The sequence below is a fragment of the Arthrobacter sp. D5-1 genome (assembly GCF_017357425.1).
Taxonomy (GTDB): Bacteria; Actinomycetota; Actinomycetes; order Actinomycetales; family Micrococcaceae; genus Arthrobacter.
Genome location: NZ_CP014571.1, coordinates 3,866,134 through 3,891,313, shown reverse-complemented (window position 1 = coordinate 3,891,313; position 25,180 = coordinate 3,866,134). Strand labels below are relative to the sequence as shown.

Here is a 25,180-nt window from a genome sequence, read left to right as displayed (position 1 = left end):
CCCCTTTGAATTCACACCACAAGTGAGATTCCAATGACTAGGAACCGATGCGTTGTTCACACGGCTGGATGGTGCCGCGGAGCGTGGAATCGATATGTCTCTTGTTTTCATTTCTTCCCCCAGTTCTCTTCAGCTAATGGCGCTGTATTTAGCTCGTCGCGGCGGGCTCGCCAGTCCGGCAGAAACCCGTCCATCAGTTCGGTGAAGTGGTCGTTGTGATTCCGTTCCAGGAGATGAGTCATCTCGTGTACGACGATATATTCCAGGCAGTTTGGATGCTTTTTGACGAGCTCCAGATTGAACCAGATGTGTGCAGACTCGCGGTTGCAGCTGCCCCACTTGGTCTTCATGCGGCGCACAGTCCACTTCGCCACATTGCGCCCAATGATCGGCTGCCACTTGTCTATGAGTTCAGGGATTTCGTGCTTGAGAGCAGCGCGGTACCACTCGTCCATAGCTTCGCGACGAGTGTCCGGAGTACTTTCTTCGGGGGCGTGCAAGGTCAGTCGCTTGCCGGTGATATCAAACCGAATCCGACCAGGTTCGTTTACGACGCTTAGGCGGTATCGCTGGCCCCAAACATAGTGGGATTCGCCTGTGACCATTTCGCGTTCGGTCTGACGTACGGCACTACGAAGTTGCTCGCGCTGTTTTTTGATCCATGGCAATCGCTGCACTACAGCAAGCCTGATGGCATCGTCATCGAGTCGTTCAGGCGCTGCTACGCGCACCCGGCCAAGGGGAGGGTAAACGGCGATATGCAGGTTTTTGATGTTCTTGTAGATGACATCGACATCGATCCCGGAGACGGTGAGGTAGGCGCTAGCGGTACTCATTTCGGGCCTTTACCAACTCAAAGAGTTCATCGAAACGGTCGAAGTCAGGCGGTAGGATACGACGAATTGCTCGTGCCACTTCCTTCTCCTTGAACGTGTTGCCAACCCAACCGTGCGGCTTGCTGGTCATGATCGCGGTGTCGACTTGGATCGGAGTGGCCGGATCTGGCCAGCCGAAGTCGACGATGGCACGCTGCGCACCGTTTGATGCCCAGGCAGGGTAGACAGTGTCAGACTCTTTTGAGCCAACCTTCTTAGCGTGGGCGATTAGCTGCTCAAGATATTCTTTGTAATCGATAGCACCCTTGCGGCGTTGCTCGATTATGGCGTCGAGAAGGGTGGACATGCTCTCGTAGTACTTCGGATTCATCGCGTTCTCATCGATGATGACTTTGCGGATGTTGTTCGCGATGGTTTCGGCGACAGCTTCAGGATCCTTTTTGATCCCAGAGGGGAGCTTGTCAACCGCAGCCGCTCCTTGTTCAACGATCAGGTCAACGAGCCCAACGCTTTGGAAGTCGGCGACGACTTCAGATGCATCGGCCCGGATGTATGTATCGAGCAGGAACCGCATGCCGGCTTCATATTGTTTGAAGTCGACATTCTCGCCAGCACCGAGTTTCACTTCATCACGCACAGCGACGTAGTGGGTGACTTCCTTGGCAATAGCTGCAGTTTCAGTCGCGCTGTATCCAGCCTCCGCCATGTCGTTGGCGATTGCTCCGTAGGTACGAACCAATGCGGCCACGGACTTGTAGAGTTCGACGCGCTTGGCTTCGTTGTTCTTGATCTGCTGGGCGTTGCCCTGTTCAATCGCGCAGAAGTAGCGCTGGTACTGAAGGGTTCCCTGGGGTGGCTCGACGGCTTCACAGAGAGCTCTGATGCGTTCGAGGGCTTCGTCGAGGTCTTCACGTGCTTGTTGGACGCGGTCTTTGAGCAACCCCTCGATGTCGGACTTCTCGTAACCGTCGAGAGCCCCAGACGTGTAGTCCGTGATGGCGTCTTCCAGAGAGTTGAAGAGGTCCTGATAGTCAACGATGTAGCCGTAATCCTTGTCATCACCGTCGAGACGGTTGACGCGGCAGATGGCTTGGAAGAGTCCGTGATCACGCATTTTCTTGTCGATGTACAGGTACGTGGCTGCTGGCGCGTCGAAGCCAGTCAGCAGCTTGTCGACAACGATCAGGAGGCGCATCTGACCGGGCTCGTTGATGAAGCGGTCTTTGACTTCTTTTTCGAACTGCTCGATCTTCGTCACCGCTTGGTCAGCCGGTTCATCGAAATGATCGGCCAACATTTGCCGATAGATGTCGTATTGGCGCAGCTTCTCAGTTGCACCGTGGCCTGAATCCTCTTTGGAGATGTCGCTGGCCTGAGGGACATAGCTCGTGACGATGGCGCACTTGCCTTTGAACCCGGCCTGGCAGAACATTTCGTAGAACTTGCATGCCTGATAGATGCTGGATCCAACGAGCATGGCGTTGCCCTGGTTGTCCATGAGGCGCGGCTTCGTCTCCATGTCGAGCAGGATGTCATTGACGATCTGCTTGGATCGCGGCTCGGAGCTGACGACTTTTTGCATCGTGCCCCAACGCTTCTTGAGTTCAGCCTTGGAAAGGTCAGTCATGCCCTTAGTCTTTGCCTCGAACCATTGATCGATTTTGGCTGACGAGATGAGATCCTGATCGATGTTGCGGGCCTCGTAGCGTAGGTCGAGCACCACGCCGTCTTCGACCGCTTCGTTGAACTTGTACGTGTGGATGAAGCTTCCGAACGTCTCGATGCTGGTTGCTTTGTCCGCCTTCAGCAGCGGGGTACCGGTGAAACCGATGAACATAGCCCCAGGCAGCAATTGCTTCATGGCCTTGTGCATTTTGCCGGACTGGGTGCGATGGGCTTCGTCGACGAAGACGAACAGATTGCCCTTAGCTGAGAAGCCAGGCGGAATCTTGGAGTTGAGCTCGGCGATGAAGTCTCCGTCGGCGTCATTCTGAGCCTGATCGTCATCGCCGCCGCGGAACTTGTGCACGAGCGAACACATTAGCCAGGGGTCATTGCTGTTTAGGGAACCGATAAGATCGGCGCCGCTCTTCGTGCGGTAGATATCCTCGTTGACACCGCTGAAGACTCGCTTGATCTGATCGTCCAGCTCAGTACGGTCGGTGATAATTAGGACGCGCGCCTGGCTATCGCCGCGCGTCTGATGTTCGCGGATCCACTTAGCCAGCCACACCATTGTGAGGGATTTACCCGAACCTTGGGTGTGCCAGATGATTCCGCCTTCGCGCTTGGCGATGCGGTCCTGGGCAGCCTTGACGCCGAAGAACTGGTTATGGCGGCAAGTTTTCTTCGTACCACCGTCAAACACCATGAAGTCATGGATTATCTCCAGGAAACGGCTCTTTGAACACATCTGAACGAGCGCACGATCGAGCGGTTCCTCGATGTCGGACGGCTCTTTCCATTCAAGCCAGTACTTCTCGGCCGTGTCGATGACGCCGTAGCGCAGGCCCTCGACGTCGTTGCCGGCCATGACCAGCTGCACAGTGGAAAAGAAGGGACGAATGAAGTCCTTCTTCTGGTTGCCGATATTCTGGCGGATACCTTCGGAGACAGCGACCTTTGAGCGCTTGAGTTCGATGACGCCGAGCGCCAGGCCGTTGACGTAGAGAACGACATCCGGTCGCTTGTTGTGTTCACCCTTGATCGAGACTTCTTCGGTAACCACGAAGTGGTTTGCCTCGGGGTTGTGCCAGTCCACGAGCCAGACCGTCTCGGTCTGTTCGCCAATACCGGGCTTGACCTTCACACCGTAACGGAGAAGGTTGTAGACCTCGTGGTTAGCTTCGTATAGGTTGCGGCCGCCGCCGAGCGACGCGGTCTTCTTGAACTGCTCAACGGCTTTGTTGATCAGATTGGCGTCATAGCCACGGGCCTCTAGATTCTGCTCAAGCAGGCTGACTTCGATGTGCGAATTGTTTTCGCGATACTCCCAGTTGCCCAGGTACTCGTATCCAAGTTCATTTTGGAACAGGTCGACAACACGGTCCTGTGTCTTACGTTCAATCTGTCCGACTGTGCTCATGATTCATTTCCCCCAAAATTACTTTCAACATCCTGATTCTGCCAGCTTCCGAAGCTTATGCCCGTTCCTGGAATACGCCATTCGACTCGGCCGTTTGCCGCTCTGCCCGCCACGATTGCCGGCTCTTCACGGTTCGTGGTGAACGTTCTGCCGTGAGGGATGTTCATGCCGCTGTTCTGGCGGCACTGCGCAACAGGATACGGGTTTTGTAGTTGCGTGCGTTGGTGAATCCCCGACCCGTCCTCTTTATGTGTTTTATCGCGGTGTTGTTGGCTTCCACTTTCGCGGTTGTCGCACCGGTGACAATGAGGACTTCGATCTCTTTCCACCACCGGCAGATTGTGCGCCACAGCCGGTTCGTCTCCGGCTGCGCGGCTCGCTCGACCAGGACCTGCAGCCGGTCCTTCGCGGCGGCAGCGTCGGCAAGAGAGCCGGTAGTCAGCAGGGCCCGGAGCTGTTCCTTGACCAGCCACGCGGCCTGCAGCTTCCCGGTGACATCGTCGGTCGCGAACACGTTGCTGAGCCTGTCCCGGGCCCGATCCGAGAGCGTGTCCCCGGCGCGCAGGAGCAGTCGCCGGTTGGCCCAGACCGGATCGATGGAGCGCCCCCGCCGACCATGGGTCTGCTGGGTGAGTCGTTGCCGGACTTCGGTGAGCATGTCGTTGCCGAGCTTGACCAGGTGGAACGCGTCGACTGAGACAGCGGTGCGTGGAAGCCACATCCGCAGGGCCTTGCGGAACGCCGCCGAGGGGTCGATGGCAACGACCTGCACGCCCAGCCGCCACTGAAGCGGGCGGGCGAACAGCCAGTCTCCTACCCCCTCGCTGTCGCGGCCGTCAACGATCCCGAGGACTTGTCCGGTGTCGAGATCGACGATGGTGGTCATCCAGGGTTCGTAGCGTTTCCAGGCCTTCGTGGCAGGGTCGCGGAAGAACCGCACGGACCGGTAGCGGTGTTCATCGATGCCGAGCATCCGCGGTGCCAGGGCATCGACATCGGGCAGCGTCAGCGCCGCGGAATCCAGTGCCCGCTGGACAAGCCACCACGAGACACCGAATGAAGAGGCAGCCTCGGCGGCGGCCCTCCCGGAACCGATCACGGCGGCCACCAGGGCCTCACGGAGCCGGCGGGTGGACCGTGCCCGGCGCGGTACCTCGGCTGTCTCCTCGGTGAATGTCCGGCGGGGGCACAGGTACTCATCGCAGAAGAACCTCCGCTTGGCCCAGACCACTTCGACCGGGCCGGCGACAGGGATGTCACGCAGGCGTTGTGACCGGCGTGAATGCACGCGGGTGCTGATCACGCCGCAGGACGGGCAGCCGGCCTCGGCGGTGGCCACGACGCGGATCCGTCGCTGCCCGAAGGCGAGGACCTCGGTGCCGGTGACCCGGTAGTCGGGCAGGTTGAAAATGGCGGTGGCAGCATCGGGGCGCGGCGAAGTAGGCTCGTTCAAGGCTCGTAGCTCCTGACTCTTGATGAATGCGTAGAGAACATCCATCACAGCAGGGCTACGAGCCCTTCAGATTTCAAGACACGGAACCTGTTTCACCATCAACCGCGAAGAGCCCGATTGCCGCCGCAGCCGATGGGCTGCGAAAGACGATGTCTTGGGCAAAGATCGCGGTGTCTTCTCCGTCCTGAACAAGCTGCCCACTCTTGAGGAGCTCGCCGTGGAGGAGTTCGTAATTGCTTGAATTCTCGGTGAAGGAGAGTCGGGCCATTGACCCCTTCTTGACGGTGAACTCACCATCAATTTCTTGCGCCGCCGCTCTGATGCCGTACTTCTTGACGAATATCTCGAAAATCGGCGAGACAGAAGGATCGGCCGGAGCTGCTAAATCTATCGGGTCTGACGGCTGCCGGAGTGTTGTCGTTGTTCGAAAGATGTTGACACCCAGGACGGGCAAGATGATTTTGGCCTGTGTCACGAAGTACTCCATATCCGATATATCGGACTCTGGAAGTGGCAGGAGGGGAGGCGCTGTGCCGTTGGTTAGCCGTGAACGGTTGGCCTCTTGCGCAAGTGAGATGAACCGCGACTCCAAGTAGCGGGCGTGTGCTTTGGTTAGGTTCGTGTCCTTGCTGGTGAGGACGATTGCCCGATCCCAGAAGTCCTTTCCACCCTGATCCTCATTGCGAGAGTGATGATAGAGACGTTTGGCGACATCATCACCTTCGCCGATGTAAGCGAGCGATCCACCCATACTTTCTGGATCGTCTCCAAGAAGAATATAAATGCCCGTCCGCGACGCTTCGGGACGTTTCAACAGCGCACCAAGGTCTGATCGTGGGGCAGCAGCAACGTGACCAGTCCAGTTCATGATTTCAGCCGTCAGAAGGCCGCCGGGTGTGCCGTCAGCCAGGAAGAGGCGGACTGACTTACCTACGCTCATAGTGAGGACTCACTAACTGGCTGTAATCTTGTCCGTCCTGTCAGGAGTTCCTGCATAACGCCTTGCTTCATTGCCCTGGCTTTGAGAAGACGATGTTGTAGTGCGTCGATCTCATCATCTACATCATGGAGTATCTGAGCTATTGCAATCTGTTCTTCTACGTCCGGTAGATGAAGTGTAATGCTCGAAATGTAACTTCTTGTCGTTGCCAATACCTTAGTCCCAGCAGCTAAGCGCAAGAGCGAATTTCGAAGATCTGGCATGAACTGCAAGTAGGCTTTGAACCCATCAGCAAGCACTTTCTTGTCGAAACGTGCCGCAATGGTGTGAAGGCCAGGAACTACACCTTCGGCTGGGACCGATGTGATTTCAATGGATTTGCCAACCCCATCCGGATCTTCAGAAGCATCAGCGAAAACAAGATCACCAACCTTTAGAAAACCGGCCGCGCCTACTAGCGCAGCGGCAGCTCTTGGCATATCGCGGGTGGCTGCCGCAAGCCTAATGTCTCTAGTCGTGTGAATGTCTCCATAGTGGAGATACCGACAAGGCGATTCTTCATCAAGCTGAGCCCGCGAAAGAGCGATGGTTTTGACGTAGGTGACATGCTGGCCAAGGAGAACATCCTCCCACTGCTTTGTGAAACCAGGCAGCCTAGTTCTGCCGGTCAGGAGTTCCTGCATCATGCCGTGCTTGATGGACTGCTTCTTCGTGATCGATCGCTCAAGGGCAGAAATAAGCGAGGTCACGTCGCTGAGATGACTTGAGATCTGTCGCTGTTCGGTTTTTCCAGGAAGTGGCACGACTATTTTCCGGACAATCTCGCCACTCAAGTTCGGCTGGCCGCCCTGTGTGTAGGTATCGATTATCCGATCCTTGTTGTGTGCGAGCCATGCGTAGAGGTATTCCGGATCTGCACCTCGAGGCTTGATTGCCAAAACGGCTTGATTAATAGCTCCGGAAATTTTAGTGATGGCAGGAATGCCTGCGGTTGCACCGTACAGCGCCATTAAAAGAGTGTTGGCCTCGACCAACTTCGCTGACGAATTCTGCAGTCCGGCCGCAGTAATTCGGCCGTTAACGTCCTCGATAATTCCTTGATTGAGATCGCCGGAGGCAATCCAGGGAATATCTCCTCCGTAGTAGTCTGACCGTGAAGTTGATGGCGTACCACCACTGTACGTCGAGCAGAAGTCTGCAAGGGGAAGCGCCTGCCAGTCTTGGGGTATTACGCCTGCGTCAGTCGTGTTATAACTGGGTTCCGCCGCCGAAGGGTTCACGTTATTTCACCCCCATTTCTGCCAAGTGTTGAGAAACCCTTTCGTTCAGCTGCTCAAGCTCACTTTCCAGATCGCCAACTGTTTCATCGTAACGAACGCCCAACTGTTTAATGCGGGCGACGAGGTGATGAGTAAGCTTGGTGACTTCGCGGATGATCGCCGTGGAAATTGCTTGCTCCCACTTTTGATCTAACACTAGGAACTTGATGTCTTGTTCGGTGAGAGTTCCATAACGGGCCAATGTGGCAATATCGAGCTTGGTCTGAGCGTCCTTTGCCAATTTCTTAGCGCCGGCTTCGCCATTATAAAGCTTCACTAAATATTCAAGCGCCTTTATCTCCTCCGGGTCTGAGTTATCTCGCTTCGCATCCTTAAGTCTGGACGTGGCCAATGCCTTGCTGATTTTGCCGTCTTCCATGGCTTCAGACAGGAGACCATCTTCGGCGCCGTGTTCCCCGACGTACTCCTCTATTTGAGTCGCGACACCTTCGGCAATCGCGGTGAGGCTCTCTATAGATGTTCGATCAGCGTCAAAATATCTCCCTACGATGAGCGAGGGCGGAATGAGATCTGTCTTGTATTTGCTCGAATTCCGACCGGAACCGATGACAATATCTGGGGTTTCAGTGATCTTGCGGTCTTTATCTTCTATGGTCTTGCGTGGTTTCGCTGCGGACTCCCAGCCTTCGTTCATGATCAGGAAGACATCATCGTGCATCACACTGTGCCAATAGGTCATGAGCTGTTCATAAACGTTGTATTCATCCAGCAATGGCGTTTTCTTGAATCGTTCAAGCAGGTCGTCGCCAATAGTAGCGATTAGGTCGTTCGGATTGGTGTTGGAGTCGATCGATTCCAGAGCATGTCTGTGAGCTGCGTACCAGTCAGATATCTGCCGGCGGACATCGTCAGAGAACATTTTGAACTCCGGCGAATCAAGGATTGCCTGACGAACTTCGGAAATATCTACGGTGAGCTGGCTGTAGCCCGCCTGGTCTTTGTTGGTGAACAAGTGTTGACGCAGCGATGGAAAGGCGTCCCAGCTGGGGCTGAGGGCATCGATATCGCGGTTAGGAATACCCCCATGGAGGTGCGCATAGAGGTCTTGAATGTCTTCTGGCTCAGATGAATCTATGTAGCGTGAAATGTTGAGCGTGAACTCGTTTGCCTCATTACTTATTTCGGCTAGAGGAACCATTCGCGAGTATCGTTCAACTTCTTGTTGTTTGGTAAAGACGTCGACAATCTTGTGCATGTCTTGGGAACGCAAGCGGTTCTTGTTGCCATCTTTCAGGAACCCTTTCGAAGCATCGATCATAAAAACTCCGGTACGGCTTTGAGCATTTTCTTTGTCGAGGACAATGATGCAGGCAGGGATGGTGGTGCCGTAAAAGAGGTTGGCAGGAAGGCCGATGATGCCCTTGATGAAGCCGCGTTTCAGCAATTGCTTGCGGATAGAAGCCTCGGCGTTCCCTCGAAATAGAACACCGTGGGGAAGAATTACAGCCGCTTTGCCAGTGCTCTTCATCGACTTCAAGACATGGAGCAGGAAGGCGTAATCGCCATTTTTCTCGGGTGGGCGCCCGAACTCGAATCGGCCGAATTCATTTTCAAGACCGTTAGTCCATGTCTTGTTAGAGAACGGTGGATTCGCAACAATGAAGTCAAAAGTGTCGAGATTGTTCCCAGTAACAAACTGAGGGCTTGCTATGGTGTTGCCTTTGCGGATGTCTGCGATCTCATTGCCGTGCAGAATCATGTTCATCTTTGAGAGTGCCCACGTGGCTACGTCATTCTCTTGACCGTAGATGGTTAGCCCGTTAGGGGCTTCGGCAGACACCTTGAGCAAAAGTGATCCAGAACCGCACGTCGGGTCATAGACAGTTGCTGACCGTTGAGTCTTGGAATCGACGCCGATTAGCTTCGCCACGGTTCGCGATACTTCCGCAGGCGTGTAGAACTGCCCCTTAGACTTGCCTGACTCGGTGGCAAAATGGCGCATCAGGTACTCGTATGCGTCACCTAGGAGGTCGTCGCCCTCCGCTCGGGAACCGCGGAAGTCGAGGTCCTGGAATATTGTGATCAGTGAGCTCAGGCGGTCCTGCATGTCTTTGCCACTGCCGAGTTTTTCCTCGTCGTTGAAGTCGGCCAGGTCGATGACCTTTTGCAGGGCATTGGCTTCGGCGAGCTTGGCTATGATTTTGTTGACTTTGTCGCCGATCTCCTTATCGCCCTTGAGCGCGATCATGTCGTCAAATGAACCGCCGGCAGGAACATCGATTAGGGAATTCGGGTCGGTCTTGGCCTTGTCGGAAACGAACTTCACGAACAGTATCGTGAGGATGTAGTCCTTGTATTGGCTGGCGTCCATGCCGCCACGCAGCTCGTCGCAGCTCTTCCAAAGCGAGCTGTAGAGATCCGATTTCTTGAGCGCCACGGCTCGTACCCCTTGCGTTAGTCCTGATTCAGTTGAACTTGTCATGCAGCAGTCTCCAGCCACACGACGGCAGCCACTTAGTGTTGATTTCAATCTACCGGGGAGCAACGACAAATCAGGTGAAGTCGGGCTGCGCTAGGTAGGTTTGCGGGTGGGGAGAGGTCTCAACCACGCCCCGCTAACTGGCCTAAATTATACCACATTCGGCATATATCTTATAGGTCCCTGAATGTGTCAGTCATTGCCAATAGCCAGAAGGTCGATAGTCGCGATCGTGCGGTAGATGGCGAAGCGGACGTCGAAGCCATGGGGGAGCTTGGCGTGGTTTTCGAGCGTGACTGTGCGCATAGGTGCGTCCCGTCCTTCAACTGAGATGCTGAGCAGTTTCAACTCGTCATCGGTAGCGGGCAAATGGGGCAGCGGGAGGGTGACGCGGTGTCGCCTCATCGCGTATATGCCACGACTCGCGGTGGTGACGGGGTGGTCTTCGAGGTCGACCACGAGCTCGCGTTCCTCTGGTTCGTCGTCGACGCTATAGGCCCACAATCGGATCAGGGGTGCGCGACTAGGCAGGGAGGCTGTTGTCATCTGGTCGATAACTACCATCAGGCCTGATTCGGCTGTTCCCGTCACTTCAATGCCGAGTAGCTCACTGCCGAGCCGCCCCTGGATATCAGCTAGATAAACCAGCTCCGTAGCAATCGTTTTTAGGCCGGCGTCACTCCATCGTCGTGCGCTTCGTTGATCCTTCACATCATCTACACCAGAGAGTGCCTCCGCGGTCAGCTGTAGCCTGTCGAGAACGCTGTCAGCTTCGGCACATATTGAGAAGGCGGCGGCGGCCTCGTTTCGTGCGCCAGATTGAAAACGACGCATTTCGCGTTCGAACATCATGTACGCGTCAAGCAGATCGTTGCCGCCGCATACCAGGTGCAGCGTCTCGAAGTCGATGAATTTTTGAATGGTGAGCCGACCCGGCTTACTGCGAAGCGCGGTCAGCTCGCTCAGAACGCGCGAGGTTAACTCGCTGTGATCGCCAAGATCCTGGGTGATGACTCCTTCCATAGATTCCATCGTTGCCGGAATCTCTCGGATGTGCACTTTTCTGTCACGACATGCCTACCGATCGCCCTGTCCAATAGCTTTATCAGCTGCTCACCGGAGCAGGAAGAATTCAGAATCGAAAGGCAGGGTCATGACAGACCTCACTCCCCGCCCGAGTGGCAAAATCACCCCATTCAGCGCCCCCGAGGGGTTCGCGCGTTCCGAGGGCAAGTCCCTCCAACGCCGCCAGAACGCCGAAGCGGCCAATGGCATCGTTGCGGCAACGCGCGTCCAGGCGGCCGGTTATGTCGCCGCAACGGGCATGCACCTGACCGGCATGTTGAGCCGGGAAGCGCAGTTTCAGTCCGATGGCGACCCACGCACATCCGAGCGGCTCAATTACATCGCAGATTCCTTCGCCGAGTACGCGGCATGGGAAGTACGACGGTTTCAGCGGTAACGGGGGCTTGGTCATGAATCACGAATTTACAAATCCGCTGAAGCCTATTGGCTCCCCGGATCCCGAAGTGCTGCAGCATGAGGCCGCTGTCCGTCTCTTCATTGGACGGGTCGCGAGCCTGGTGGATGAGATGGATGCCGTAGCAAGGGCAGTGAATGCTGACTCCCCAGCGACTGCGCGTCATCTTCGCCTCGTTTCGCAGCAGATGTCGTCCATGGCGCTGACGGCGCTGGAAACTTGGCCGAAGGGACCACGACGGTCATGACTGCCGTGCTTTCGATTGCCATCATAATTACGTGCGCGGCATCTATCGTTGCCGCTTACCTTGTCGTTGCAGACTACTGGCGCGACCGGACGCCTCACTCTCGGGCCCAGATTGTCCGTATCGCTCAGGATGCTCAGGAAACGACTAGCCGTCTCGATGCGGCATATCAACAAGCCTTGCGAGATATGCGCCGCCAGTAACGGTCGGCCACTCAGCCCGACCTCTCGATCACCCCCACCATTACACGCCTCTAGAAAGGGGTTACTTGTCATGCCCAAATCCTTCACTTCAACGGAGCTGCTCGCAGCGCAACAGCGACTCTCTGACTACGTCCTCGACCAAGCCCACAAGATTGAGCAGCGTCTGTACTTCGGATGGGAGCCTGCCGGTGACGCGCCGGAAAGGTATAAGGACCTGTGCGAAGCGTTCGTCTCCTCGCGCGAGAATGGACGTCCACTGCCTGTCTCGAACGAGAATACTGGCAGCGTCGTTTTCGGCTCGCCCGAGGTCAATATGGCCTACCGCTACGTTCACGATGTTGCTCACGTCGAACAGGGCCTGAGCTTCTCGTCGCCCGATGAGTTCGTGTTGGCTCGATGGCTGATGCGGCGATTCGAGCGCGCGGGCTTCAGCCGGGGTGATCTCGAATGGCATCTGTTCGAAGCTGATGCGGTAGGCCAAGTCATGTTCTATGCCGTTACTAAGCAGTACGTGGGGGACCAACTGCAGTTCGCACTCGACTGCGTACGGCACGGCCTGAGCACCGGGATCTTCCTGGAGATGGAGCGTCAACGGTGAGTGTTGATCCGAGTCCCAGGTCCTGGTTTGACCGGGCGATAGGCGCCTGCATGTCGGTCCTGCTTGCCGTCGTTGCACTCTACTGCGCGACCCAGGTGTTGCAGTCCATTCTGCCGTTTCTGGTCGCATGCGTCGGTGTCGTTGCCATCATCTGGGCTGTATGGGCCGTCGTCCAGTATCGACGAGATAGGTACTAAATCCATCGCCGCAACGCGGCAACTACAGCTCTTCCAGTCGGTGTTGTGGTTTGCGCAAAAATGCTTGAACGTTCAACATGTTGAACGCATACTAAGCCCCAGACACCGTTCAATTCGTTGAACGATTGCCGCAAATCACAACACCGAAGGAAGGAGGGAAACAACTATGTCTACTAGCAATAAACGTCCTAATCGGAGCCGCCAGGCGCGACCACGTAGGGACGGCAGAATTGTCATCAGGGGAGTTGAGCGCGATCGTCCTGATCTACGTAAGTTGAGCCGCGCCGTCATCGCCATGGCTCAGGCGGAAGCCGAGCGGGAAGCCCAGATTCAGTACGAGCAGAAAAGCGTCCGGCGCACGACGGAGGATCTGAACGATGAATAACTCCGCGCCTAGCCTTCGAAAATTGGTGTGGCAGGAGGTTTTCTGGCCCCGCCCACTCGACGACGAGCAAGCCATCAACCTGCTCCGCGTATGGAGTGCGCAGAGCCACGCACCGCAGATCATTCTGGAAGCCAGATCGGATAAACAGGGCATCCGCTACATTGTCGGCACGCAGCGACGGCACGCATCTGCTGTCCGCCGCGACATCGAACGTATGGTCGTTGGGACCATCGTTGTTGCCGATGATGCCGACCGGCTACCGGCCCAGTCTGCGCGGCGGGTTACTGTCAACACGCCTGCCCAATCTCTGGAGCCTCGGAATCCGGAAGGTTCAACGCGAGCTCTCTTGGCAAGCCTGACGGCGGTCCGTGGAAATGAAAGCCTGGTGGTCCAGATCGTATTGGGCCCGAGGTTCAGGCCTCAGCTGACTCCCCACGCAATTGCCCAAGTCGATCAGGGAATCACGTCGCTTATCCTCACTGGCGTTCGGCCAGAGCGACGTCGGGCGATCAGCCGGCGAATCGAAGAAAAGCAAGGCGACCACGGGTTCGCTACCTTCGTTCGCATAGGAGTCAGCGCCTCCGAGGAAGATCGTCGGCGAGCGCTAATAGGCGGTGTCGTCAATGCATTCCGCTCGATGGTGGCGCCAGGGCTCCGCTTCCGTGTTCACTTCGATCAGAGCCATAAGCTGAATAACCCTAGCCCTGAATGGCCGCGCCTCGCTTTCGGCCAGCGACTATCTGCCGTCGAGGTGGGCATGCTTAGTGCTTGGCCGGTTGGCGATGGGAAGGTTGCCTACCCCGGGCAGCCGCCAGCTCATCCACGGCAAATCCGGCCTTCCTTTGCCGCGTCGGACACAGATCGCATTGTGGGGCGAGCGACGGCCCCCGGTGCTAGCGATGCCCGGCTGGGCCTAACACCAGAGGATAGCTGCCACCATCTGTGGGCGATGGGGCCGACCGGCGTGGGCAAGAGCTCGATGCTCCTCTCACTCATTATCGGTGACATGGAAGCTGGGCGCAGCTGTGTCGTCGTCGAGCCCAAGGATCTGATTCGCGATGTACTAAAGCATGTTCCTCCAGACCGTCAGGGTGATGTCATCGTGTTGGATCCGCTGGATGACTTGCCTGTAGGGATCAATCCACTCGATGGTCATGGGCGAAGTCCGGCGCTCGTTGCCGACCAGCTCTTCGGCACGTTCCATGCCCTCTACGGCGACCAGCTAGGGCCTCGAAGCTCGGACATTCTGCGGCACTCCTTACTAGCCCTCGCTCAGCGGGATGATGCGAGCCTGGCCATGCTGCCTGTTTTGCTCAATAACAGAAAGTTCCGTCAGCAGGTGACACGCCAGAGCGCGAGTGACGACCCCTTTTCGGCAGGACCTTTCTGGCACTGGTACGACCAGCTATCTCCAGAGGCCAGTGCGCAGGTGACGGCACCGCTAATGAACAAGCTGCGCCCGTTGCTCGACCCGCATCTTCGTCACGTTCTGGCACAGCCAACTCCACAATTCAATCTTCGCCAAGTGCTGACAGAGCGAAAGATTCTGCTCGTCCCACTGCAGAAGGGGGTGCTCGGTCCTGAGGCGGCGCAACTATTAGGCGCCATGGTCGTCGCGGAACTGTGGCAGGCGATTCAGGAGCGCGCCAGTATCGCAGCCAAGAATCGTCACCCGGTCATGATCTATCTCGATGAGGTGCAGGAGTACCTGCGACTACCGACCGATATAAGCGATGCGCTGGCAACTTCACGCAGTCTTGGGGCTGGGTTCCATGTGGCGCACCAGTACCTTGACCAATTGCCCCAAAGCATGCGGACGGCCTTCGAGGCCAACTGCCGATCTCGAGTCTTCTTTCAACTTGCATCCAGGGATGCCAAAGCGGCCGCCGCTATGGCACCTGGTCTTGAACCAGAAGACTTCATGGCGTTGTCGTCGCGTCACATCTACGCGCAGCTCGTCCGCAAGAGCGCAGTGACCGACTGGGCATCTGGCGTCACGTTAGACATCCCGAAACCGACCTCGTCACCGGACAAGATCCGGGCCCTAAGTCGCAGTCAGTACGGACAATCAAAAGACGTCATCGAACGTGGGCTTCGAAGCATTCTGACTCCTTCTCCAGAAACCGGCGGAACTGATGGCCGCCGCAGAAGGAGTCAGCCATGAGTGTCGAACGGGCTCTACCGACCGGCTACCCGCCCGCGTCGAAGCCATCGGGTGCGTCTGCGCAGGTCAGCGACGAATCTGCACGAATTGGGGCGCCGAATACCGGTGCTGTACCTAGCACCGGAGCCCACACTGGCCCGCGGATAAGTCGGCGCCGCTTAAGCGACATCGAAGACCGCCTCAGCGAACGCGATCGAGCTGTCTTGTCGTCTGTTGGTCGGTATCGCTTCTTGACGGCACGGCACATCGAAACCTTGCATTTTGCAGAGCACGCGACAGCGGAATCGGGTGCTCGAACCTGCCGCCGAGTCCTGGCAAGACTACGACGCCATCGCATTCTGGGCGTTCTCAATCGGCGGATCGGTGGTGTTCGGGCAGGCTCGGAGGGGCTGGTTTATTTCATGGATACGGCAGGCGAACGTATCCAACGCAAGGAGGACACTCATCGCCGACGCCGGCGGTTTGACGAACCATCGTCACGGTTCCTTGATCACACTTTGGCAATAGCTGACGTTGCCGTCGGCATCATCGCCGCTGCATCCGAGTCGGGTGCGGAAGTTGTGAAACTGGTTCCGGAGGGCGAGGCTCGTCGCCACTACACGGACCGTCTCGGCGTCGGTCAAGTGCTTCGACCAGACCTGTATGTTGAGCTCGCTGCCCGTGTCGGGGACCAGGATGTTGAGGCGTTCTTCGTTGAAGTGGACCTTGGTCATGAGAGCCTACCAACTGTCCTCGGCAAGTGTCTGTTGTACGAGGAATATCTCGAAACGGGTATCGAGCAACGTGAATTCGGGGCGTTTCCGAAGGTCGTCTGGGCTATGGATGCCTACCGTCCGAACGTGGCAGAGCGCCGTCGCCAAGCATTCTCACTGGCGCTGAATCGGAGCACCAGGGTGACGCCGGAGCTCTACCGCATCAGCGCCTTGGCGGAGGCTTCGACTCAACTTGTCCGGGAGGTTCGCCATGACTAATCCGGTAAATGTCTTGTACGTTGGGGACGCGTTGGACAAGCTCCGAAAGCTCCCAACCGGGTCGGTGGATATGTGTCTGACGAGCCCGCCGTACTTCCGTCTACGTGACTATGATGCTGACGGCCAGATAGGGCTCGAAGCAGATGTGGAGGCGTGGGCTGAAGTGATTCGGGCCGTTGCACGCGAGATCGACCGCGTGCTGGTCCCGACGGGCACCTTCTGGCTCAATCTCGGCGATACGTACGCCAACCATCCTCGGCAAGGCGCGCCGTCCAAGAGTCTGCTTCTGGCACCGGAACGTGTAGCGCAGCTGCTGCAAGAGGACGGGTGGATAGTCCGCAACAAGATCATCTGGGCCAAGCCAAACCCGATGCCAACTAGCGTGCGTGACCGGCTGACAGCGTCCCATGAGGTGATTTACCTGTTCGCGAAGCAGGAACGTTACTACTTCGATCTCGACGCGATTCGTGTGCCCCATCTGTCGAAGCCAGGTCGCCCGCCTCGTGCCGCATCGCGGCGTCCCGCCAAGGAAAGATGGCGGGGTCCGAATGCCGATACGACGACCGGCCTCACCGCCATGAAGGCTCGAGGAATTGTCGGCCATCCGCTCGGCAAGAACCCTGGAGACGTATGGACAATCGCCACAGCCGCTGGCAAGGGCAGTCACCATGCCACATTTCCTGAGCCGCTTGCCATCCGATGTATCCAGGCCGGAACCCCCGAAGCGCGCTGCGCCATTTGCCGCGCCCCGTGGCGGCGACCGATCCGCAGACTAGGACAGATCGCAACGCGGCTGGCGCTTCAGGCGGGCTGCAGCCATAAAGGTGATCCAGAGCCCGGCATGGTCCTTGACCCATTTATTGGCAGTGGCTCGACCGCCGTCGTCGCTGAATCGCTTGGTCGTAATTGGTTGGGTATTGAACTCAATCCGATCTTTGCGAAGGAGGCGCGAGATCGGATCACCGCAGCTCGTCCGCGTTCGCCACCAGGGGGATAGCACTCGGACAGCTCGTCGGTGCGCTGCGGCCGGTGAAGAGGATTCCATTCCGGAATCTCGCCGGTCGCACAATCCGAGGAGTTGTCATGACGACACCCACGACTGGCGGGGAACGCCAGAATCCGGCAGGAGTGAAGACTCTTGCTATCCGGCTCGAACCGGACGTCCACACCCAGCTGACGCTCATCGCGCAGCTACGGGGAAGCACTATCACCGATGAGATCAGAAAGGCCTTGACGGCGCACATCGCCAGCGTTAAGGAAAACACCGATCTGGCATCTCAAGCCGAAACCGCCATTGCGGAAATCGACCGGGAAGCTGCTGCCCGACGTGAGGCTATCGCACATCTGTTCGGCAACGATCAGGAGGCGACCAAGCCCCGCGCATCGCGCGGACGCTAGTTCGAGCACCACCGGCAGGGACGGCGTGAGCAGCGCTCTATCGAGAGTGCCTCCGCTGTCCTTGCCGCCCATCCATCCGAATAAATGAAAGGAGGACACATGAACCACGAACAACTATCCGAGCCCACTCCGGAACGAGAGAATCGCACGGCCCCCGCCATCTACGTCGCGTCGCTGGCTGACTACAACAACGGGCGACTACTCGGTACCTGGATAGACGCAACCATAGGCGCGGATGCCATCTACGAGCAGATCCATGCCATGCTGGCGCGGTCTCGTGAACCTGCGCCAGAGGAATGGGCCATCCATGACTACGAAGGCTTCGGCAGCAAACAACTTAGTGAATTTGAACGCGTTGAGGAAGTCGCCGCGCTGGCGGAAGGTATCGCCAAACATGGTCCCGCCTTCGCCGCGTGGGTGGATTACTCCGGCTTAGATGCTGAAGATTGGCACTACTTCGAGGATGCCTACCTCGGCGACTATCCCACGCTGGAGGCTTACGCCGAGCGGATCATCGCCGACATGGGATGGCAGCAGCAAATCGACGCGTACTTGCCTGAATCGCTGAAGACGTACGCCAAGATCGATGCGGAAGCGATGGGGGAGGACTTGCGACTCAGTGGTGAGATCTACGTGATCGAATCTGACTCCGGGGTCTACGTTTTCAATAGCCGAATTTGACCTTCCCCGATATTAGGAAGCCCTTCCTTTCTTGACGAATTTTCTGTTGTGGAATTCTCTTAAATCGTTGAAGGAATTGAACGATCGATTCATAATACAAACAGAAATTGGAGACAGGAAAAATGCAGGAAAAAGACATACAAGGCCTAGCCGAAACAATCCGGAAGCAGCGCCAGAAGCTGGCACTTTCAGCAAGCGAAGTTGCTCGGCAAGCGGGGGTCGCCAAGGGAACCATCACCCGGCTGGAGCTGGGACAGATTGCCAATCCCCGCATGGACAATCTTCGTGCCATCGCCGACGTCCTCCAACTTCCACTGACCGACCTTCTGGCCGAATCGAGCATGCTGCGCGGCTCTGACCTACCAACACTCAATCCATACCTGCGCACGAAATTCAAAGGTATGCCGGACAGCGCGGTCCGTGAGATCGAAGAGCATTTTCGCGATGTCGCCGCCCGGCATGGCATCAATATAAATACCGGCCCCGCACCCGGCGAGGACGAATAACCAACGACTTCTCAGAGAAAGGAGAAAGCCATGACCAACGAAACTATCACCCCATTTATCGAACGGAGCGTCCTGGCTACTCTCCGCGCGCTTATCCCGAACCGAGAGGTTCGTTCCCACTCTGAGGCGAAACAAGTAGCTGAGCACCAAGCCACCCGACTACTGGAGCTGCACGGCATCGAGGATGGGCCAGTGCCGGTTGAACTTATCGCCGACCTGCCCAAGATTGAAATTGAGATGGTTAATGCTCCAGTCTCAGGGGCTAGCTTCTGGAACGGTAGCAATTGGATCATCCAGCTGAACAAGTATGAGAGTTACAGTCGACAGCGGTTCACGCTCGCTCATGAGTACAAGCACATCGTCGACCACAATCGGGCCGATGCACTATACATCGGAAACCGCGACGTCACTCCTGCCGAGCAAGCCGAGCAAGCTGCCGACTACTTCGCGGGATGCCTGCTCGTTCCAAAAAAGCTTCTCAAGCGCGCATACTACGGTGGCATGCAGCGAACGGCCGATCTCGCTGCACACTTTCAAGTATCCGAGGCCGCAATGACCGTGCGACTGCGACAAACAGGCATCGCCGAGGCCGCTCCGCGTTGCACACCCAAAAGCGCACCGTTCTCCCGTTCATGGCAGTACCGCATGAGTCACCGCGCCCAAACACAAGGAGTATGACTATGACCATCGAGGAAATCGAGGCATCGAAACCACGTAAGGCAGTTCTGTACCTACGGGTGTCGAGCAAGAAGCAGACCGAAACAGCCGTCGACATCGACAAAGATGGCAACTCAATAGCTACCCAGCGCGATATCTGCGAACAGAAGGCGGTAGCCGTCAACGCAGACATCGTCCAGGAATTCGTGGAGCCTGGTGTGTCGGCGCAAACGATCGAGAAGCGGCCGGTCTTCCAAGCCTTGCTGAAGTTTCTGCAGGAGCACCGCGACGTTGACTATGTCATCGTGTATGCCCGATCCCGTGCGTTTCGTAACTTCACGGATGCCGCCATCACGCGACGACATCTCGACAAGCTGGGCGTGCGCTTGCTTTCCGCCCGTGAGGACTTCGGTGAAGGCACCTACGCGGAAGCGATGGAGGCCGTCACCGACATCATGAACCAGGTGCAGAACCAGCTCAGCGGAGAAGACATTCGGATCAAGATGCGCAATAAGGCGATTAACGGGGGCACGGTCGGCAAGGCCAAGATTGGGTACCTCAACATCCGAAAAGACATCGACGGACGCATGATCAACAGTGTCGGGCTAGATGAAACCAGAGCGCCGCTCGTGCTCAAGGCCTTTGAACTGTACGCCACCGGGAAATACTCAATCGAGCGGCTGGAAGCGACGATGGCGGACCTCGGGTTGACGAGCCGTCGGACAGCTCGATACCCGGAGAAGCCAGTCTCCGCGAGCAGGCTGCATCAGATGCTCAAGGATCCGTACTACGTCGGTTATGTCGTCTACAAGGGCGATGCTTATCCGGGACGTCACGAACCGATTATCGGGCAAGACCTTTTCGATGAGGTCCAGGAAATCATGAGCTCGCGCAGCGGATCAGGCACTAGGGATCGCATTCACAATCACTTCCTCAAGGGGATGGTCTACTGCGGTAAGTGCCATCGGCAGGGCCGGGAAAGCCGCGTTATCTACACGCAGGCGAAAGGGCGCGGAGGCACGATTCACGAGTACTTCTTCTGTCGTGCTCGGCAGGAAGGACAGTGTGATCTTCCATATCTACCCGCTTATCTCGTTGAAGACAGCGTTGCAGAATCCTACGGTCAGCTCGTGCTCGACAAGGACTTCGAGGAGGATATTCGCGCCAGGCTCGAAGAAGCCCTTCTGGGTGAGCAGCAGGACATAAAGGAGATGTACGCGAAGTACAGGAATCGACTCAAAGAAGTTGAGGCCAAGGAAAGCCGGCTCGTTGACATTGCGGCCGATGGCATCCTGCCGCAGTCGAAGGTTCGGGAGAAGATGCATGAGCTGCGCGTCCAACGTTCTCGTATCGAAGACAGCCTGGCGAATATCGGCGAGCAGATTGCTGTGGGCGGTCAGCTTCTTGCCAAGGCGATTGATCAGATCGCCGATCCGAAGTCTTACTATGAGAAGGCAACAGATAAGGTCCGGAGGCTACTCAATGAATCTTTTTATCACCGCTTCCTTGTGGATCAAGACGGCTCGGTTGGAACGGACCTGAATCAACCGTTCGATGACATCTTCGCCGCCCAGACGGCCTACCGGTCGATCAAACCCTCGTTGGCGATGTCCGTCCATGGATCGACCCAATCGTCCGATAAATGCGCGATTTTGGACGTTTCCGGCGTACTTTCTACCCAGTTCGCGGATACCAAAAATGGCGCCGATTTCTCAACGCCATCTCTGTTGCTTCAACTAAAGTCGATCTACTTGAACCATGGTTCGAATAAAGCGACTCTGGTCGGGATGACAGGATTTGAACCTGCGACCTCTTCGTCCCGAACGAAGCGCGCTACCAAGCTGCGCTACATCCCGATCCGCTGCGAAAGCAACTGTTCAAGAATAGCCGAAACGTCCCGTGATGCGAAATCGGAGGGTAGGTGTCGCTCCTCACAGCGGCCGGCCAAGGGGAGCTACACCAACGAGTCCCGCCAGGCCCCGTGCAGCTGGGCAAACCGCCCCCCTCCGCTGATCAATTCTGCTGGCGTCCCATCCTCCACGATGCGTCCGTCATGGACCACCAAAACCCTGTCGGCCGTCTCTACCGTGGAGAGCCGGTGGGCGATGATGATCGCGGTGCGGGCGGAGTTCCCGCCGGCCACGCCTTCCAAGAGCTGGGCGAGTCCCTGCTGAACCATCCGCTCTGACGGAATGTCCAGCGAGGACGTTGCTTCGTCAAGGATCAGCACGGCCGGCGCGGCAAGGAAGGCCCGGGCGAAACCAATGAGCTGGCGCTGGCCTGAGGACACGCGCCCACCGCGCTTGTTGACGTCCGTGTCGTAGCCCTCAGGGAGGCTCACGATAAACTCGTGGGCTCCCACAGCGGCTGCAGCAGCCTCGATCTCGGCCCGTGAAGCCTCAGGCCGGCCCAACGCGATGTTGTCCGCCACGGAACCGCTGAAGAGGAATGCTTCCTGGGTCACCATTACTACCGCTCGGCGGAGGTCGGTGGTGGACAAGTCCCTGAGATCCACCCCATCCAGAGTGATCGAACCGGACGTGACGTCGTAGAAACGCGCTACGAGCTTGGCCAACGTGGACTTGCCGGCCCCTGTCTGTCCCACCAGCGCGATGGTCTGTCCGGCCGGGATATGCAGATCCATCCTGGGAACAACCAGGTTGCCGTCGCCGTAGCCGAATTCCACGCCCTTGAAGTCGATCTCGCCCCGGGAACTCTTCAGCGGCACCGGGTTCTTGGGTGGGCGGACCGTGGGAACTTCTTCGAGGAGCCCGGATACCTTCTCCAGTGCGGCCTGGGCGCTCTGGAAGGAGTTGTAGAACATGGCCATCTGGTCCACGGGCTGGAAGAAGCGCTTGGTGGAGAGGATCAACGCGAGCAACACACCGACCGCGAGGTCACCGCTGAGCACCCGGAATCCACCGAACAGCAGCACCACGGCCACGCAAACATTGCCGATCAGCACCAGGCCCGGCTGGAAGATGCCGTTCAGGTTGATGGAGCGGACGGTGTTTTTGCGGTAATCCTCAGCCAACTCGCCGTAACGCTCAGCGTTCTCAGGCTCCTTGCGGAAGGCCTTCACAGCGCGGATGCCGGTCATGGTCTCCACGAAGTGCACAATCAAGCGGGCGGACACCACCCGGGATTCACGGAACGCGATCTGCGAGTGCTTCTGGTACCAGCGGGCCAGGAAGAACATGGGGACGCCGGCGCCGAGGACGATCAGTCCACTGCGCCAGTCGAGCGCAAAGATCGTAAAAGCGGTGAACACCATGAACAGCATGCCGGACGCCAGGGAACTGACACCGGAATCGAGGAGTTCGCGGAGTGCTTCAAGGTCCGAGGTCTGCCGGGCAATGATGCGCCCGGACGTGTATTTCTCGTGGAATTCCAAGCTCAGCCGCTGGGTGTGCCGGAAGACGCGGAGCCGGAGATCCAGGAGCATGGCTTGGCTGAGCCTAGCCGTGGAGGTCACGTACAGCGCAGTCATGCCGGCGGTGGCGATCGCAGCGGCCAAATACAGGGCACCCGCAAGTACCAGCGGCCCGTTGTCACCCGCCTGCAGCGCCGGGAGGGCGTTGTCGATGCCGAAGGCGATCAGCGCCGGACCGGCAACCCGGGTGAGCTGCGAGACCACCACCATCACGATCGTCAGCCAGAAACGCAACCGCACCGGGCGGATGAGCGAGGCAAGCAAGGTGAGCGACCGGCGTCGTACGGCTTTGCTGTCTGCTTTGGTGAGGAGCGTGTTGTCCTCGTTGGCGGTTCCAAACGTTGTGGCACTCACCGGCGGGCCTCCTCAGCTTCTTCGAGCTCGTCCAGTTCGGTGTCCAGGTCTTTGGGACCGGTGTCCAGGCTGGCAATGACGTAGCGGTAATGGTCGTTTTCGGCCAACAGTTCCGTGTGGGTCCCGACGGCGGTGATGGTGCCGTTTTCGAGCAACGCCACCCGGTCCGCCAACGCCACAGTGGATGGGCGATGCGCGACGATCAACGTGGTGGTCTCGCGGAGGACCTCCCGTAGACGGGCTTCCACTCGTTCCTCGGTGTTCACGTCCAACGCGGACAGGGGATCATCAAGTACCAGGACCTTCGGCTTGGCCGCGATGGCCCGCGCCAAGGCAATACGCTGGCGCTGGCCGCCGGATAAACTCAATCCCTCTTCACCGATCAGCGTGTCCACGCCATCGGGCAACGAGTAGGCGAACTGGGCCTGCGCCACATCCAAGGCCTCGTCCAAAGCGGCATCGCTGGGATCGGGAGCTCCCAGAAGGACGTTGTCGCGCACTGAGCTGGAGAACAGCGTGGTGTCCTCGAAGGCCACGGCGACGATCCTGCGAAGCTCGTCAATGTCGTAGTCGCGGACATCCACGCCGTCGATCGTCACAGCGCCCTCGGTCACGTCGTAGAGGCGGGGGACCAGCTGGAGCATGGCGCTCTTGCCGCTGCCAGTGATACCCACCAGGGCCATGGTCTCGCCGGGACGGATATCCAGGGTGAGATCGTGGAGGAGCGAACCGCCGTCCTCGAACCCGAAGCCAGCGTGCTCAAAGCGCAAGGCGCCCTGCACGGTCTCCGGTACCTTCGCGTGAACCGGGGAGGTGATGGTGTTTTCGGTGTCCATGACTTCGAAGTGGCGGTCCAGCGCGGTCTTCGCGGTCAGAGCCATGGCCAGCAGCATGCCCGAGAATTCCACGGGAGTGGCTACTACCGCGGCTGTGGCAAAGAAGGCGACCAACGAGCCAATGCTCAGCTGGCCACTGGCAGCGAGCATGATACCCACCACCAGCCCGACGCCCAGGGCAAGTTCGGGCAGCAGCGTGACCACCAGCGTGAAGCCGGCCTGCTGCTTGGCTTTCGCGATCTCGGTCTGACGGAGTTCCTCGGCCTGGCCGTTGAAATTTTCCAGTGCTTCGCGGCTCCGGCCGAAAGCCTTCAGCACGCGAATGCCGTGGACGGATTCCTCCACGGTGGTGGCGAGGTCGCCGGCCTGGTCCTGGCTGAGGCGGGTGACCAGGCTGAAGCGGCGGCGGAAACGGAAGGAGTTGATCATGATCGGCACGGCCGCTGCCAGGAAGATCAGCGCCAACTGCCAGCTCATGGAGAACATCACGCCGACGCCAATGATGACCGTCAGCGTGGTGACCACCAGCATGATGGCGCCGAAGGCCATCCAGCGGCGCAGGAAGCTCAGGTCCGTCATCGCGCGGGAAAGCAGTTGGCCCGAGCCCCAGCGATCGTGGAACGCCACGGTGAGCTCTTGCAGGTGGCCGTACAGGGTCACGCGCATCCTGGTCTCAACCGTGGTGGCCGGGTTGATAACGAACTGCCGGCGCAATGCCACCAGACCCGCTTCAGCCACGCCCAACGCAAGAATCACGACGGCGGCAATCCAGACTGCGTCCGTGGAACCGCCGGGCTGCAAAGAGTTGTTGACGAGTACCCGCAGTACCTGCGGAATCGTCAGTGCAACAATGCTCGCGAGCAAGGCGCAGATCAGGCCCATGAACAGGCGTGGGAGGATTGGCCGCACATGAGGGTACAGGCGGCCGACGGAGGTGAAAAATGACGTTTGCTTGGACATGCCCGCTTCTCAACAGCTGGATCTTCAGATGGTGCGGAGG

Annotated in this window: 21 protein-coding genes and 1 tRNA gene; 10 read left to right on the top strand and 12 right to left on the bottom strand. The window is 57.9% G+C overall.

All coding sequences use genetic code 11. The features are described 5' to 3' along the window. Positions 1-107 precede the first annotated feature (107 nt). The 7 genes from AYX22_RS17890 to AYX22_RS17860 all read right to left on the bottom strand — a co-directional run bounded on the left by AYX22_RS17890 (position 108) and on the right by AYX22_RS17860 (position 11,096). A complete protein-coding gene (locus AYX22_RS17890) occupies positions 108-836 on the bottom strand; it encodes a SprT family zinc-dependent metalloprotease (RefSeq protein ID WP_207594636.1) in 729 nt (242 codons plus the stop codon). Next, positions 823-3,921, bottom strand: coding sequence for a type I restriction endonuclease subunit R (locus tag AYX22_RS17885; RefSeq protein WP_207594634.1), 3,099 nt, complete (start codon positions 3,919-3,921; stop codon positions 823-825). The genes AYX22_RS17890 and AYX22_RS17885 overlap by 14 nt, the downstream gene beginning before the upstream one ends. Before the next feature lie 163 nt (positions 3,922-4,084). Then, on the bottom strand, positions 4,085-5,419 hold the full coding sequence (locus tag AYX22_RS17880; RefSeq protein WP_231941989.1) for an ISL3 family transposase: 1,335 nt from the start codon (positions 5,417-5,419) through the stop codon (positions 4,085-4,087). Positions 5,420-5,447: 28 nt separating this feature from the next. Then, positions 5,448-6,314 carry a GIY-YIG nuclease family protein gene (locus tag AYX22_RS17875; RefSeq protein ID WP_207594632.1) on the bottom strand — a complete coding sequence of 289 codons (867 nt, stop codon included), beginning with the start codon at positions 6,312-6,314 and terminating at the stop codon, positions 5,448-5,450. Then, on the bottom strand, positions 6,311-7,594 hold the full coding sequence (locus tag AYX22_RS17870; RefSeq protein ID WP_207594630.1) for a restriction endonuclease subunit S: 1,284 nt from the start codon (positions 7,592-7,594) through the stop codon (positions 6,311-6,313). Before AYX22_RS17870 ends, AYX22_RS17875 begins: the two co-directional genes overlap by 4 nt. Position 7,595: 1 nt before the next feature. After that, on the bottom strand, positions 7,596-10,031 hold the full coding sequence (locus tag AYX22_RS17865) for a class I SAM-dependent DNA methyltransferase (RefSeq protein WP_207594628.1): 2,436 nt from the start codon (positions 10,029-10,031) through the stop codon (positions 7,596-7,598). Between the two features lie 234 nt (positions 10,032-10,265). Beyond that, complete coding sequence (locus AYX22_RS17860; RefSeq protein WP_207594626.1) at positions 10,266-11,096, bottom strand: hypothetical protein; 831 nt, start codon at positions 11,094-11,096, stop codon at positions 10,266-10,268. A 130-nt stretch (positions 11,097-11,226) separates the two neighbouring features. On the opposite strand from AYX22_RS17860, the gene AYX22_RS17855 reads away from it, so the two are divergent. The 10 genes from AYX22_RS17855 to AYX22_RS17810 all read left to right on the top strand — a co-directional run bounded on the left by AYX22_RS17855 (position 11,227) and on the right by AYX22_RS17810 (position 19,578). Next, positions 11,227-11,535: a hypothetical protein gene (locus AYX22_RS17855; protein WP_207594624.1), complete on the top strand. Its 309-nt coding sequence runs from the start codon at positions 11,227-11,229 to the stop codon at positions 11,533-11,535. Positions 11,536-11,548: 13 nt separating this feature from the next. Beyond that, positions 11,549-11,800 (top strand): hypothetical protein, encoded by a 252-nt coding sequence (locus AYX22_RS17850; RefSeq protein ID WP_207594622.1) that lies wholly within the window; start codon positions 11,549-11,551, stop codon positions 11,798-11,800. 270 nt (positions 11,801-12,070) lie between these two features. Beyond that, complete coding sequence (locus AYX22_RS17845; RefSeq protein ID WP_207594620.1) at positions 12,071-12,598, top strand: hypothetical protein; 528 nt, start codon at positions 12,071-12,073, stop codon at positions 12,596-12,598. A gap of 574 nt (positions 12,599-13,172) precedes the next feature. Then, complete coding sequence (locus AYX22_RS17840; RefSeq protein ID WP_207594618.1) at positions 13,173-15,344, top strand: hypothetical protein; 2,172 nt, start codon at positions 13,173-13,175, stop codon at positions 15,342-15,344. Further along, complete coding sequence (locus AYX22_RS17835) at positions 15,341-16,315, top strand: replication-relaxation family protein (RefSeq protein WP_207594616.1); 975 nt, start codon at positions 15,341-15,343, stop codon at positions 16,313-16,315. Before AYX22_RS17840 ends, AYX22_RS17835 begins: the two co-directional genes overlap by 4 nt. Further along, the gene (locus tag AYX22_RS17830) at positions 16,308-17,312 is read left to right on the top strand and encodes a site-specific DNA-methyltransferase (RefSeq protein WP_207594614.1); all 1,005 of its coding nucleotides are present in this window, start codon (positions 16,308-16,310) and stop codon (positions 17,310-17,312) included. The genes AYX22_RS17835 and AYX22_RS17830 overlap by 8 nt, the downstream gene beginning before the upstream one ends. An 86-nt stretch (positions 17,313-17,398) precedes the next feature. Further along, positions 17,399-17,713: a hypothetical protein gene (locus AYX22_RS17825; RefSeq protein ID WP_207594612.1), complete on the top strand. Its 315-nt coding sequence runs from the start codon at positions 17,399-17,401 to the stop codon at positions 17,711-17,713. 99 nt (positions 17,714-17,812) lie between these two features. Continuing rightward, positions 17,813-18,394 carry an antirestriction protein ArdA gene (locus AYX22_RS17820; RefSeq protein ID WP_207594609.1) on the top strand — a complete coding sequence of 194 codons (582 nt, stop codon included), beginning with the start codon at positions 17,813-17,815 and terminating at the stop codon, positions 18,392-18,394. Positions 18,395-18,516: 122 nt separating this feature from the next. Then, a complete protein-coding gene (locus tag AYX22_RS17815; protein WP_207594607.1) occupies positions 18,517-18,900 on the top strand; it encodes a helix-turn-helix transcriptional regulator in 384 nt (127 codons plus the stop codon). 30 nt (positions 18,901-18,930) lie between these two features. After that, complete coding sequence (locus AYX22_RS17810) at positions 18,931-19,578, top strand: ImmA/IrrE family metallo-endopeptidase (protein WP_207594605.1); 648 nt, start codon at positions 18,931-18,933, stop codon at positions 19,576-19,578. Between the two features lie 113 nt (positions 19,579-19,691). Here AYX22_RS17810 and AYX22_RS17805 read toward each other — a convergent pair whose 3' ends face one another. The 5 genes from AYX22_RS17805 to AYX22_RS17775 all read right to left on the bottom strand — a co-directional run bounded on the left by AYX22_RS17805 (position 19,692) and on the right by AYX22_RS17775 (position 25,140). Then, on the bottom strand, positions 19,692-19,922 hold the full coding sequence (locus tag AYX22_RS17805; protein ID WP_207594603.1) for a hypothetical protein: 231 nt from the start codon (positions 19,920-19,922) through the stop codon (positions 19,692-19,694). Positions 19,923-20,636: 714 nt separating this feature from the next. Beyond that, positions 20,637-20,882, bottom strand: coding sequence for a hypothetical protein (locus tag AYX22_RS17790; protein WP_207594601.1), 246 nt, complete (start codon positions 20,880-20,882; stop codon positions 20,637-20,639). 454 nt (positions 20,883-21,336) lie between these two features. Beyond that, positions 21,337-21,413: transfer RNA gene (locus AYX22_RS17785), tRNA-Pro, on the bottom strand. Positions 21,414-21,511: 98 nt separating this feature from the next. Beyond that, positions 21,512-23,344, bottom strand: a complete 1,833-nt coding sequence (locus AYX22_RS17780) for an ABC transporter ATP-binding protein (protein ID WP_207594599.1) — start codon at positions 23,342-23,344, stop codon at positions 21,512-21,514. Continuing rightward, entirely contained in the window at positions 23,341-25,140 is a 1,800-nt protein-coding gene (locus tag AYX22_RS17775) for an ABC transporter ATP-binding protein (protein ID WP_207594597.1), read from the bottom strand. The genes AYX22_RS17780 and AYX22_RS17775 overlap by 4 nt, the downstream gene beginning before the upstream one ends. Positions 25,141-25,180 lie beyond the last annotated feature (40 nt).

Excerpts from the sequence above, each read along its gene's own strand:
- AYX22_RS17825 (WP_207594612.1), top strand. The coding sequence starts at position 17,399 with ATGACGACACCCACGACTGGCGGGGAACGCCAGAATCCGGCAGGAGTG.
- AYX22_RS17860 (WP_207594626.1), bottom strand. The coding sequence starts at position 11,096 with ATGGAAGGAGTCATCACCCAGGATCTTGGCGATCACAGCGAGTTAACC.
- AYX22_RS17810 (WP_207594605.1), top strand. The coding sequence starts at position 18,931 with ATGACCAACGAAACTATCACCCCATTTATCGAACGGAGCGTCCTGGCT.
- AYX22_RS17850 (WP_207594622.1), top strand. The coding sequence starts at position 11,549 with ATGAATCACGAATTTACAAATCCGCTGAAGCCTATTGGCTCCCCGGAT.
- AYX22_RS17880 (WP_231941989.1), bottom strand. The coding sequence starts at position 5,419 with ATGGATGTTCTCTACGCATTCATCAAGAGTCAGGAGCTACGAGCCTTG.
- AYX22_RS17790 (WP_207594601.1), bottom strand. The coding sequence starts at position 20,882 with ATGCATCTTCTCCCGAACCTTCGACTGCGGCAGGATGCCATCGGCCGC.
- AYX22_RS17775 (WP_207594597.1), bottom strand. The coding sequence starts at position 25,140 with ATGTCCAAGCAAACGTCATTTTTCACCTCCGTCGGCCGCCTGTACCCT.
- AYX22_RS17835 (WP_207594616.1), top strand. The coding sequence starts at position 15,341 with ATGAGTGTCGAACGGGCTCTACCGACCGGCTACCCGCCCGCGTCGAAG.
- AYX22_RS17885 (WP_207594634.1), bottom strand. The coding sequence starts at position 3,921 with ATGAGCACAGTCGGACAGATTGAACGTAAGACACAGGACCGTGTTGTC.
- AYX22_RS17855 (WP_207594624.1), top strand. The coding sequence starts at position 11,227 with ATGACAGACCTCACTCCCCGCCCGAGTGGCAAAATCACCCCATTCAGC.
- AYX22_RS17890 (WP_207594636.1), bottom strand. The coding sequence starts at position 836 with ATGAGTACCGCTAGCGCCTACCTCACCGTCTCCGGGATCGATGTCGAT.
- AYX22_RS17815 (WP_207594607.1), top strand. The coding sequence starts at position 18,517 with ATGCAGGAAAAAGACATACAAGGCCTAGCCGAAACAATCCGGAAGCAG.
- AYX22_RS17875 (WP_207594632.1), bottom strand. The coding sequence starts at position 6,314 with ATGAGCGTAGGTAAGTCAGTCCGCCTCTTCCTGGCTGACGGCACACCC.
- AYX22_RS17840 (WP_207594618.1), top strand. The coding sequence starts at position 13,173 with ATGAATAACTCCGCGCCTAGCCTTCGAAAATTGGTGTGGCAGGAGGTT.
- AYX22_RS17805 (WP_207594603.1), bottom strand. The coding sequence starts at position 19,922 with ATGTCGTCGCGTGATGGCGGCATCCGTGAAGTTACGAAACGCACGGGA.
- AYX22_RS17820 (WP_207594609.1), top strand. The coding sequence starts at position 17,813 with ATGAACCACGAACAACTATCCGAGCCCACTCCGGAACGAGAGAATCGC.
- AYX22_RS17830 (WP_207594614.1), top strand. The coding sequence starts at position 16,308 with ATGACTAATCCGGTAAATGTCTTGTACGTTGGGGACGCGTTGGACAAG.
- AYX22_RS17845 (WP_207594620.1), top strand. The coding sequence starts at position 12,071 with ATGCCCAAATCCTTCACTTCAACGGAGCTGCTCGCAGCGCAACAGCGA.